Raw genomic sequence first — 10582 nt, 5'->3', positions numbered from 1 at the left:
GGCCGTTCTACTCATAGCAAAGGTAACTGTACATCAACTAAGAACTGGAACTACGATTCTACAACTGGTGTGGTCGCTTGTAACTAAGCTAACCATCTACCTAGTGTAGATTCCTAAAGGGGAGCACATGCTCCCCTTTTTTTCAAAGATAACCTTGAGTTAAGTGATAGCCGAAATTTCCGAGAAAGGGCGAATATGGAAGGCCAGAAAGTAAATCAAGAAGCTGGTTTTACATTCATTGAACTCATGGTGGTATTAACAATCATCGCCATCTTAGCCGGGATGGGATTAAGTCAATTTCAGAATTACCGCGCCCGAACATTTAACGCGTTAGCGCTTTCGGATTTAAAAAACGTGATCAATGCCCAAGAGGCTTACTATACAGACTTCGAATCGTATATAACCTGCGCTACTGGAGTAGCCTGCGCATCGGTCTTACCGGGCTTCCATTTCTCAGAAAATGTCGTGTTGAATGTACAATCAGCAGGTGCAACATTTACCGGAGAATCGCTCCATCCAATGGGAACTGAAACTTACAACTATGACAGTGCAACTGGTGAGTTCACTCATTAGCCATGGCCTGATACACCAAGAACCTTGAATCTTCATAGAGTAAATTATATCGCACTGGTAAATACTTTAATGCGCTAGCAAGTGGCGTTTGGCGATCGACTAGAAGATATACAGGTGAGAGTTTTAATAAAATTCGATACCAATCGCGTCGCATCCAAGTGAGGTTAAAAGAATTCTCGAGCTCAGAAATTGCTCGCCACTGTGTGCGACCATCACTGGTCACGCGCAGTGCCAGGCTTGGATTCGTCTGGTAACTGACCCAACGACACCACCCTCCCCAATTAAAATCGGTTAAAACTCTAATTTCCCTAGCATGTACAAGCTTAGCGTCAGCGGCAGCGTGCATGGTTAAAAATTCACAAGCTGCTAGAGGAGTGTCTGCCAATTCTGTTTTAATTTTTTGTGAATCGGGATATCTCTGATACGACATAATTAAAAGATATAAAATTCCACACCAAAGAAAACCTAATGGTATAACACTTGAAAAACGCAACTTCGGGAATAAACGCAAACATTGGCAGTAAATTCTAAGAGATGCCTTGAAGATTGTAGGAAATCCAAGCACACTAAAAACTAGTAAGAATTTAAGTGAGTAGGTCGATAAAATTGCAGTAATCAAAAATAATAGTTTTAAGCCAGCATCTCGTTTCCATTGATAAATTCGCTCGCAGGCAGCAAAAATAGCCAATGAAATAAACAAAATGCCTCCATAGTATGTGCTACTATTAAACGCTGAAGCAAACTCAGAGATTTGCTCCTTAAGGATATTTGGAGTTCGAGCATATTCCAGCAGTAGAGTGTAATTGATCAGCCACGCGGATTCACCAGTAGGTCGAATTAACGTCCCATAGGGCGAAACAAAACCAGTTAAGAGTAAAAGAATCAATCCACAGAGATTTTGTTTGCAAGTTAGGAAATCCCGATCAAGAAATTCAGGAAGGACTCTTAAGCAAAACCAAAGCATGGGAACGAAGACCCAAGTAACGTGGATATTCACAGCTAGAACCGCCATGACAAAGACAATTAAAAACTCGATTACCGAGCTAAATCGTTTACAAAGCAAAACTTGCAGCGTGCCAGCTAACAATAACGCGGCGATAATTTGTGGGCGATAATTAACAAATGCCTGAAGAATGGCGGCTGACCATAATATGCTAATTACTGTCGGCACAAAGAAAAGCTTGAGGCGTTGCCTCAAAATCCTCTCGGTAATCAAAATCAGTAAAAGAAAAATCCCCCCATAGACGAATGCGAAAAATAATTTAACTCCAGTGTAACCAAAACTGGCAAATATGGAATAAATTAGAATTTGCCCAAACCAATGATAATCATGCCAAAATGATGCAAATGAATTGATGTTATCAGTGCTTGGCGGAAAGCCTTGCTCAACTGTAATTTGACCGCCCAATAAGTGCCAGCCTAAATCGGGATCATCAATTGTCGGCTGCCAGCCGCTGATTCCCAGACTAAGTCCCAAGACCAATAAAGTTATTTTATAAAACTTCGTCATAGCAGCATGTAAAACATTCACTATACCCGTTGCCAAGTGATTTAATTACTACACCAATCCATGGATGACTCTAGCTAATTCGCTTAAGTGCTCTTATTTCGCCCTCAGCATAAATCGTTTGCCACTGATGTGTTGCGAGTGACATTAAGTTTAAAAGTGGATTTGCCGTATCAGCAACAATCAATGTGGGTTGTAAAAAATTAACCACATATTCCCAATCACCTCGAAGTTGAAAAGTATTAAGCACCACGAGGAAACGTTCTGCGACTGTTAGATTACTAGGTTGGAAAGAAATAATTGAAGCGCTCGGGCTGCGTTGCGCATTAAAGTTTATGCCAGCGCTGCAAAACTGTGGAGCGAATCGTAGGTTCGGAATGAAAATTCTTGAGGTAGTGTCGAATTCGTATTGAGCACAAAATTTAAAAATTTGCGGGCCAACTTGATCATTTCTGTTCTCGGAGTGGCTTGCATAGAGCACAAGCACAACCCCCAAAATAGTCAGTAAGCCAGATTGCCTCTGACTTAGTCGTAAACGCTGCGGTTGAGGTGAGAAACAAATTAAACTCTTGGCGTGGAATAGTCCGACAATCAAAGCTAATTGCGCATATGCTAATTTATAAAGCGCAAGGAAGAACAAGCATAGCTCCCGACCCGAACAAGCAATTGTTTTATTTTGCAAGATTTGCCGCACTTGCACTGAAAAAAATGCCGCCAAGATCACAATGATTGCTAGACAGTTAGAACTGAGTGTCGAGATTAAATAACTATCTCTACTCTGCGCAGACATTGCTATTGCAGCATAGTTAATTGCTCGCAGGCTCCCTGCAGCAAAAAGCGCAGAAGTTTCCAGTGGGTCTGCCCTAAATAAAGAGAGCCAAGCAGCGATCAAACTAACGCCTACAATTAGATAAATAATTTTTTGCGTCTGTGTTTTAAATTTAAAAAATGTGAGCAGGAATAATCCAACGAGAATTTTATCTGTGCTAAATAGAATCGCAAGGAGGGGTAGGAACCATCTTTGGCTGTTGCGATTTAAGTTAATGATCAAAGAAATAATTACAAGATCGAGTATGAGTGTCAAAGCAGGTCTGCTTAGATAAACACTATAGAGACACAGCGCACTGACCAGTTGCGTTCGTAAATTTTGCTTAAAAAACTCCGAAGCACCCAGGAGCTGCAGTACTAGTAGAAGAAAAAGCAAGTCGCTAATTGCTTTTAGGATACCGAGTGCCGCCCCGGCATCAGTTGAAATTTGCTGAATAATATAGGGGATCAGTGCTGCGAGGCAGCTAAAAGATTTGCTCAAATTGCTATAAACTAATATGTCCTCGGGGATAATCATGGAGTTGTGCTGCCCGCACCAAACATACATCGATCTAGAAATTGACACAGTAAATATTTAGCTTGTAAATTATTGTAGTATGATAAGAGTAGTGCTGATTTTAATTCTTGGGCTTTCAACTGTAATTATGCCCAAGGCGTTATTTCTTCTTGAAGAAGAACGGGCAAGTCATGACCAGAAAGATGAAAGTCGCACCCCTTTATACCTCCCCGCTGCTCCATTTGTTAAGTTGTTGAGTTTTGGTTTTAATAATTTCCTCGGCGACATCCTTTGGTTTAACACTCTGAGTTACTTTGGTAAGCACTATGGTAGCGACAAAGACTATCGTTGGCTTACCCACATGTGCAACCTGGTAACTGATTTAGATAAAAACGCGGAGCACGTTTATGAATTTTGTGGGAATCTACTCAGTTGGGAAGCCAAAGATATTGATGGCGCAATCACAATCTTAAGCAAGGGGATCGCCACTCACCCACAGTACTGGCGCTTTTTCTATCTGCGGGGTTTTACATTTTGGTATTTTTTAAATGATATGGATAAAGCGCGAATCGACTTTGAACGCTCTTCAAAACTTCCCGACGCTCCAATCTTTCTTGCTTCAATCGCCTCGAGATTGCTAGTGAATACTGCCACTCCGGAGTCGGCAATTGAATTCCTAGAAAACATACTCAAAACTGCACAAGACCAAACATCAAAGAAAGCCCTAGAAGAACGTTTAAACCAGGCAAAACTTGCGCGCGATCTATCTGCATTAGACAAAGCAAAGAATATCTATCAGAATCAAACCGGAAAAAGTTTACAATCAATTCAAGAATTGATTCGTGCGGGAGTGATCACGCGCCTCCCCCTCGATCCCTTTGGCGGAAAATATTCTTACGATCCCCAAACTAAAACATTCGTCACAAGCTCAGGTCAAAAGCCGCTACGCTTTCATGTCAGCAAGCAAGCAGAAGCGCAGCACCAACTGCTCTTAAATCAACAGCAATTAGGAACCAACCCAAATGAGTGATCACATTTTAACTTTAGAAAATGTAGCTAAAAACTTCCGCTCGAATTGGACCTTTCGTGCCCGCAAAGCAGTGCAAAATGTTTCTCTGGAAATCCGAAGGGGTGAAAGTTTTGGCTATCTAGGACACAATGGAGCGGGTAAAACAACAACAATTAAATGTATTCTAGGCCTGATTCATCTGACTAGTGGGAGAATATTTTTCGAAGGCAAACAAATCAGCAAGGATGTTAAAGCACGATCTAAAATTGGATATTTACCTGAACAACCTTATTTCTATGATCATCTTTCAGTACAAGAAACACTGGAATTTTTTGCTGCACTGCATGAAATACCTAACAAACTTCAAAAAGACCGCATCCGTGAAGTCCTAAAATTAGTCGGCCTGGACGACCGCTCACACAGTAAGGTTAGAACCTTGTCCAAAGGGTTGCAGCAGCGCTTAGGCTTTGCTCAAGCCATCGTTAATCAGCCAAGTTTACTGATCCTGGATGAGCCTTTTTCTGGGCTCGACCCACTTGGTCGACGCGCTATGCGCGAACTAATTACAGATCTAAATCTAGCCGGGACAACGATATTCATGTCTTCTCACATACTCTCCGATGTTGCTGAGATCTGTAGCCGCGTTTCAATCATGGTTAAAGGCGAGATGAAGCGGATTTTAGACTTAAAAGATACTGCAGAGCTTAAGGCTAAAGCTTATGAACTTGTGGTCTCTGCAACAAAAGAGCGCGCTGAGGTCCTCTCTGAATTCCATCGCATTGCCACAAAAGTCCGTCAGATCTCGTCTACAACCGGAGTGCGATTACTTTTCGAATTTAATAATCAAGAACATGCCTATCTGGTACTGGATAAAGCACGCAATGCTCAGTTAATGATTGAACAATTTGAACAAAAGCGTCCATCACTTGAAGAAATATTTATCGAAACTACTCAGGCTTAAGTCACTATGAAAATTATAACTATTGCCCAAAATACATTTCGTGAAGCAATTCGCAGTAAAGTGCTGTTCACTGTTTTTTTCTTTGTTGCCTTACTGATCGCAATTGCCGCTGTTTTCGGCTCGGTTTCAATTGGAGACCACGCTAAAGTAGTTAAGGATTTTGGACTGTTTTCAATTTCTTTTTTTGGAGCAGTTGTTGCCATTATCTCTGGCGTAAGTTTACTCAACAAGGAGCTTAAACAAAAAACTATTTACAACATCCTCTCCAAACCAGTCACGCGACTTGAATTTATTGTTGGAAAATTTCTTGGCCTGGCATTTACAACCAGTATCATCATTATGCTCATGGGAGCATGTGTCATGACACTTACATTTTTCATTGAGGGTAAGTGGGACTTACTGTTTCTGCAAGGCATCTTTATGACAATTCTGGAGATTATTGTCATTTGCGCAGTAACAATGTTTTTCTCATCGCTGGTTGTTACTACTATCTTGAGTGGCTTATTTACTTTCGCTGCATATCTCGGTGGCCGCGGGATTGAATATATTAATTATTTTTTTACAAGTGGAGAATTCACACGACCAGAATTAATTCCAATGGCAAAACTTTTTCGAACAATCTTGCCGCATTTGAATAATTTCAACTTCGCCGATCGTCTCGTCTATGGACACCCGATCTCTGCCCCAGAGGCAACCTGGGCAGTAGTCTATTGCTTAAGTTACAGTATGATTGTGCTCATTCTTGCAGCCTTTATCTTCGATACGCGTGAATTTAATTAGTGCACTTGGCGATTCCATCTAACAAATAGCTAAGACCAAGGCTTTGGCCTAGGAATAGTGATAAATTTTCCCTATTGGAGCAGCGGCACTCTCGTACTAAACTAAGACCAATGATTAGATTTCTAGTACTGCTTCTGACATTTATTACTGGCTTTTCAGCTTTAGTCTACGAAGTTACGTGGCATAAATACTTAGCAAACATTCTCGGTAGCCAAGCTCAGGCAGCAGCATTAATTTTAGCAATTTTTCTTGGTGGACTTAGCCTTGGGTACCACTTTTTTGGAATTCTCTCAAAAAATCGAGCTGCAGATTTTCTCTTAAGACTTTGCGGCTTTGCAGAAATCTGCATCGCAATTTGGGGGATATTATTCTCCGATCTCTACCATCTTGTCTGGGAATCAATCGGCCTTACCTCCTTTCCAGGAGTCAAGGGATTCATACTTGATTGTAGCACTGCTGTCGCATTGATCGGACTGCCAACTTTGCTGATGGGTGGAACGCTGCCACTTCTTACTCAAGGGCTAGCACGCAGCATGAGCGATGCGCCAAGTGTGCATGCAAAAATCTATTCTGTGAATACAGCTGGAGCATTCTTTGGGGCGCTAGCCAGTGGATTTTTCCTGATCGAAAACTACGGACTACCTGGGACTATTTCCATCGCCGCCGCTGGAAACTTCATCGGAGGCATTGGGATTTTGTTTCTTGCCGAATTCATCGGACCTGAGCGATTCAAGGCAATTGATGAGGATTTTTATGATGCAGAGCTCGTTGACAGTAACCCCCTTGAGGCGCGCACGCTCACTCTTTCTCAAGCCTCAGGAGTTGCTTTTCTCAATGGATTTTATTCGCTAGCGCTACAGACCATCATTATTCGAGTAATCGCGCTTTCAGCTAGTTCAAGTGAGTATGTCTTTTCGATTGTAGTGGCAGTATTCATCTCAATGCTTGCCCTCGGTTCCGCTACATTAACCGGGAACTCACAGCACAAAGTAAAAAAATTACCTTTGGTTTGGAAAAATCAATTAGCAATCGCAGTTGGACTAATATTACTATATTTAACCGTCCCCTACGTCCCCTACATTATCCACGTAGTGCGCAGCCTGCTGACAGACACGCTATGGTCATTTTATTTATTTCAGTTCTTATTATTCCTGATTACTTTAACTTTATTACTAATCCCTGTTGGCGCAATGGGTCGCTGCATGCCTCTGGTGTTTAGTTCTGTAACGGTTGGCTTCGGAGAGCTTGGTTCTGCTGTTGGTATTCTCTATGCGATTAATACTGTTGGTTGTGTTTTCGGTGCGTTAATCGGAGGTTTTCTGGCGCTCTACTGGATTGATCTGGATTTGCTGCTAAAAATTACAACGGCATTAGCAATCTTAAGCATGATTGTTGCCCTACCAAATGCTAGCACAGCCCGACCGGTAGGGGGCATGGCAGCACTGCTACTGTTTTTTGTAGTAATTGCACTGCCCAGTTGGAATTACCTAAACTTAGCATCTGGATTATATCGCATTCAGCATGCTTTACCCGAAACATACCTTGGACCTAATGCTTTATATTCCGCGATTACCAACAATCAGAAATTACTCGCGCATAAAGACGACCCGAACACTTCCGTGTCTGTTCGCGAAGAGGCAGTTCTCGACCCAGAGGAAATTAAGAAACTTGGCGTAAATTATAGCCGCTCCTTACTAGTGAACGGAAAATCCGATGGAGCAACATCCGGTGGCGACTTAACCACAACAAAACTGCTTGGATACTTACCGCAACTCTTTTTCCCTGGACGTGATGCTGCAGTCTCAATTGTCGGGTTTGGTACCGGCATTACTGCTGGAACTTTCCTCAATCGTTTCGCAATTAGCACTATTAAGTCTATAGAGATCGCGCCTTTCGTTAAAAACTTTGCCGGATTTTTTGATTTCGCCAATGGTTTCATTACCAAGCACGCTGAACATTCATTTGAAATTGGAGACGCCTATCGAGTGCTTGGAGGCAATAAGGAAATTCAAGGAATTATCGTTTCTGAACCAAGTAATCCTTGGGTTAGTGGCGTGGAAAGGCTTTATACCAAAGAATTTTATCAACTCGCATTCTCCAAACTCTCAGAACAGGGCATTTTCACCCAATGGTTTCACGCCTACTTCATGTCCAAAGATACACTCAAGTTAGTACTGCGCACCTTCAACAGTGTTTTTCCTGAAGTTAGAGTGTTCGTGAATGGCAATGATTTAATCATCCTGGGCTCAAGTTCAGCACTCTCTTTAACGCAACTTGAGATGATGTATGCACAAAGCGAAATCAAGGAAGATTTGGCGAAAATCTCAATCAATTCAATCGATGACTTACTCAGTCGAGAATTGCGGATTTTTCCAAGAGAATTCGCAGGGGATGGTGTGATTCACACACTCGAGTACCCTCAGCTTGCCTATCACGCAGCCAAAGACTTTTTTGCAAATCACGGAGTTTTGTTTGACCGTGTGATTATGGAAGTTTTTGACCGTGCGATGCGAACTGCCGCAACGCGCAAGAGTTTAACCGCAGAATATTTGAAGACCACCAATAACCTAGCAACTTTTGCACGTGCCTTGGCTCAGACTTGGTGTCCGGAGGGGACTACAGAATTTTATAGCGGTTGGGAGCAGGCTCGCACTCAATGTCGAGAAGCATTAGTGCTCTTAGCGTTGTATCAACAAAACACCCCTGCATTTGGTCCTAATGAAAAACAAATTCAACTCTTACGCTATATTACTGGAGTTGATAAAAAAATAGTTACAACTATCGAGAGCCAAGCAAAAGTAGAAAAAACGAAGTCGGTAAGCAAAAATAATAAAGCTACTTCTCAAGAACTTCCCTTGGCTGGGCTAACTGACAAGGAAGTCTATGAAGCTTTACAGCTATACACAAACCTCGCATCTCCGCTAATGCCCTCAAGTTCTGAAATTCTTCATCTCGCCATGAAACGCTGCGAAGCAACTACTGAAGATTTTCGTGCGCAGTGTTTGTTTAAAGGTATTGAGGCTTTTACAATAACTTTAGATGGCGACTCAGCAGGGCAATACCTAAATTGGGCAACACGAACTCAAGCCATTCCGGAAAAGGCTTTAAACACACTGAATCACCTAGTCCAATCAGCCAAACGCGCAGCACTACTTACTCAGTAAGGATTTTGCCATCTCGCTAGCCTGTTTTGCGTCAAATTTACCTTTATGCTCGCGGTTCAAGCCACCCATAATTGCACCAATGTTATTTGCTCCAGCGCCAATTAAAGCCTGCATAATCGCCAACAATTTTTCCTCGGAATATTGCTCAGGCAAATAAGCTACAACTAAGGCTATTTCTGCTTGATATTGATCAAGTAAATCCTGACGATTGCCTTGTTTTGCATACTCTACAGCCTCTTTGCGCTTTTTAATTTCCTTCTGCAGAACTTGCATTGTAACTGTATCGTCAGACTCTTTGCGCGTATCAATCTCGATTTTCTTAATTTCCGCGATAATGCCGCGTAAGGTATTAATCTTCAGCTGATTGCGCTCACGCATTGCATCTTTTAAATGATCTGTAATCTGTTCTTTAATCATCATAATTTTTTCCCATGCTATCTAGACTTTCTGGCATTTAATGATTTAAGCACTAGCAAACTTCCGATAAAAATCACACCAGCTGGCATAAACCAGGCTAAAAAACCGAATCCTGAAATCTCTGGTTGTCCACGCACAGAATGGCCATAACGACTCTGCAAGCGCTGCATCACCTGCTCTTGACCGAGTCCTTGACCCAGCCAAAGCCGAATTTCATCACGTAAGCGCTTTGCATCTGGGGATGCGCAATCCGAAAGTGTTATCCCTGGGCAATAAGGACTCATCACACTTTTGTTAATTTCCGAACTTAAGCGGTCCGTCTCGGCTGGCAACATTTTGTCCGCTACTTGGGCAAAGATTGGGAGTGGTGCGAGTAAGATGAGGATCAATAAATAAATTATACTTCTCATAGTTTCTCCTAGTCACTTCTCAAGGACTTGCTGATCGGTAAATTGTCACTAACTCGAAAGTTGCTGCAAAATATGGCAACTCATCGCCCAAACCCTACTTCTCGCCTGTTAAAACTGCAAATCTAACTAGCTAGAAAGTATTATTTTTTCATTTTTATCGGTGACAAAGCTTGGTTGGCATTCTATTTGCTATCTAACGTATTATCGGGACGCGAATTTACTCCGCATAGTTGTATAAGCGTGTTTCATTACTAACAGGAAAATAGGAGTGTTATTTTATTATGAAAAGCCAAAAGGGTTTTACATTGATTGAATTACTAGTGGTTGTTGCGATCATTGGTATTCTAGCTGCGATTGCGATTCCGCAATTTGCTGCATATAAGAAACGTTCATTTGATGCTCGTGCTGAATCAGATCTTCGTAACGGTGTTTCTGCT

The 10582-nt window shown here is 41.9% G+C and carries 10 protein-coding genes; 6 read left to right on the top strand and 4 right to left on the bottom strand.

Annotation, left to right across the window (positions count from 1 at the left end):
* Nucleotides 1–195: 195 nt before the first annotated feature.
* Nucleotides 196–573: a type II secretion system protein gene (locus JNK13_04295; GenBank protein MBL7661956.1), complete on the top strand. Its 378-nt coding sequence runs from the start codon at nt 196–198 to the stop codon at nt 571–573.
* On the opposite strand, the gene JNK13_04290 is transcribed toward JNK13_04295, so the two are convergent.
* The gene (locus JNK13_04290) at nt 563–2083 is read right to left on the bottom strand and encodes a hypothetical protein (GenBank protein ID MBL7661955.1); all 1521 of its coding nucleotides are present in this window, start codon (nt 2081–2083) and stop codon (nt 563–565) included. The genes JNK13_04295 and JNK13_04290 overlap by 11 nt on opposite strands.
* A gap of 70 nt (nt 2084–2153) precedes the next feature.
* Entirely contained in the window at nt 2154–3473 is a 1320-nt protein-coding gene (locus JNK13_04285) for a hypothetical protein (GenBank protein ID MBL7661954.1), read from the bottom strand.
* Between the two features lie 31 nt (nt 3474–3504).
* Between JNK13_04285 and JNK13_04280 the strand changes: the two genes are divergently transcribed.
* The 4 genes from JNK13_04280 to JNK13_04265 all read left to right on the top strand — a co-directional run bounded on the left by JNK13_04280 (nt 3505) and on the right by JNK13_04265 (nt 9318).
* Nucleotides 3505–4434, top strand: a complete 930-nt coding sequence (locus JNK13_04280; GenBank protein ID MBL7661953.1) for a hypothetical protein — start codon at nt 3505–3507, stop codon at nt 4432–4434.
* Nucleotides 4427–5374 carry an ABC transporter ATP-binding protein gene (locus JNK13_04275; GenBank protein ID MBL7661952.1) on the top strand — a complete coding sequence of 316 codons (948 nt, stop codon included), beginning with the start codon at nt 4427–4429 and terminating at the stop codon, nt 5372–5374. Before JNK13_04280 ends, JNK13_04275 begins: the two co-directional genes overlap by 8 nt.
* 6 nt (nt 5375–5380) lie before the next feature.
* Nucleotides 5381–6154 (top strand): ABC transporter permease subunit, encoded by a 774-nt coding sequence (locus tag JNK13_04270; GenBank protein MBL7661951.1) that lies wholly within the window; start codon nt 5381–5383, stop codon nt 6152–6154.
* A gap of 110 nt (nt 6155–6264) precedes the next feature.
* Nucleotides 6265–9318, top strand: coding sequence for a hypothetical protein (locus tag JNK13_04265; protein ID MBL7661950.1), 3054 nt, complete (start codon nt 6265–6267; stop codon nt 9316–9318).
* On the opposite strand, the gene JNK13_04260 is transcribed toward JNK13_04265, so the two are convergent.
* Nucleotides 9304–9738, bottom strand: coding sequence for a GatB/YqeY domain-containing protein (locus JNK13_04260; GenBank protein ID MBL7661949.1), 435 nt, complete (start codon nt 9736–9738; stop codon nt 9304–9306). The genes JNK13_04265 and JNK13_04260 overlap by 15 nt on opposite strands.
* A gap of 14 nt (nt 9739–9752) precedes the next feature.
* Nucleotides 9753–10145 (bottom strand): cytochrome c-type biogenesis protein CcmH, encoded by a 393-nt coding sequence (locus JNK13_04255; protein ID MBL7661948.1) that lies wholly within the window; start codon nt 10143–10145, stop codon nt 9753–9755.
* A gap of 281 nt (nt 10146–10426) precedes the next feature.
* Here JNK13_04255 and JNK13_04250 point away from each other — a divergent pair.
* Nucleotides 10427–10582, top strand: a 156-nt coding sequence (locus JNK13_04250; protein MBL7661947.1) for a prepilin-type N-terminal cleavage/methylation domain-containing protein, incomplete at its 3' end; no start/stop codon positions are given.

This window comes from bacterium, from assembly GCA_016786595.1.
Lineage (GTDB): Bacteria > Bdellovibrionota_C > UBA2361 > SZUA-149 > JAEUWB01 > JAEUWB01.
This window is presented reverse-complemented; position numbering and strand designations above follow the sequence as displayed.

Coding starts and splice junctions, on each gene's coding strand:
- JNK13_04270 (MBL7661951.1), top strand. CDS start 5,381: ATGAAAATTATAACTATTGCCCAAAATACATTTCGTGAAGCAATTCGC.
- JNK13_04280 (MBL7661953.1), top strand. CDS start 3,505: ATGATAAGAGTAGTGCTGATTTTAATTCTTGGGCTTTCAACTGTAATT.
- JNK13_04275 (MBL7661952.1), top strand. CDS start 4,427: ATGAGTGATCACATTTTAACTTTAGAAAATGTAGCTAAAAACTTCCGC.
- JNK13_04260 (MBL7661949.1), bottom strand. CDS start 9,738: ATGATGATTAAAGAACAGATTACAGATCATTTAAAAGATGCAATGCGT.
- JNK13_04255 (MBL7661948.1), bottom strand. CDS start 10,145: ATGAGAAGTATAATTTATTTATTGATCCTCATCTTACTCGCACCACTC.
- JNK13_04295 (MBL7661956.1), top strand. CDS start 196: ATGGAAGGCCAGAAAGTAAATCAAGAAGCTGGTTTTACATTCATTGAA.
- JNK13_04265 (MBL7661950.1), top strand. CDS start 6,265: ATGATTAGATTTCTAGTACTGCTTCTGACATTTATTACTGGCTTTTCA.
- JNK13_04290 (MBL7661955.1), bottom strand. CDS start 2,083: ATGACGAAGTTTTATAAAATAACTTTATTGGTCTTGGGACTTAGTCTG.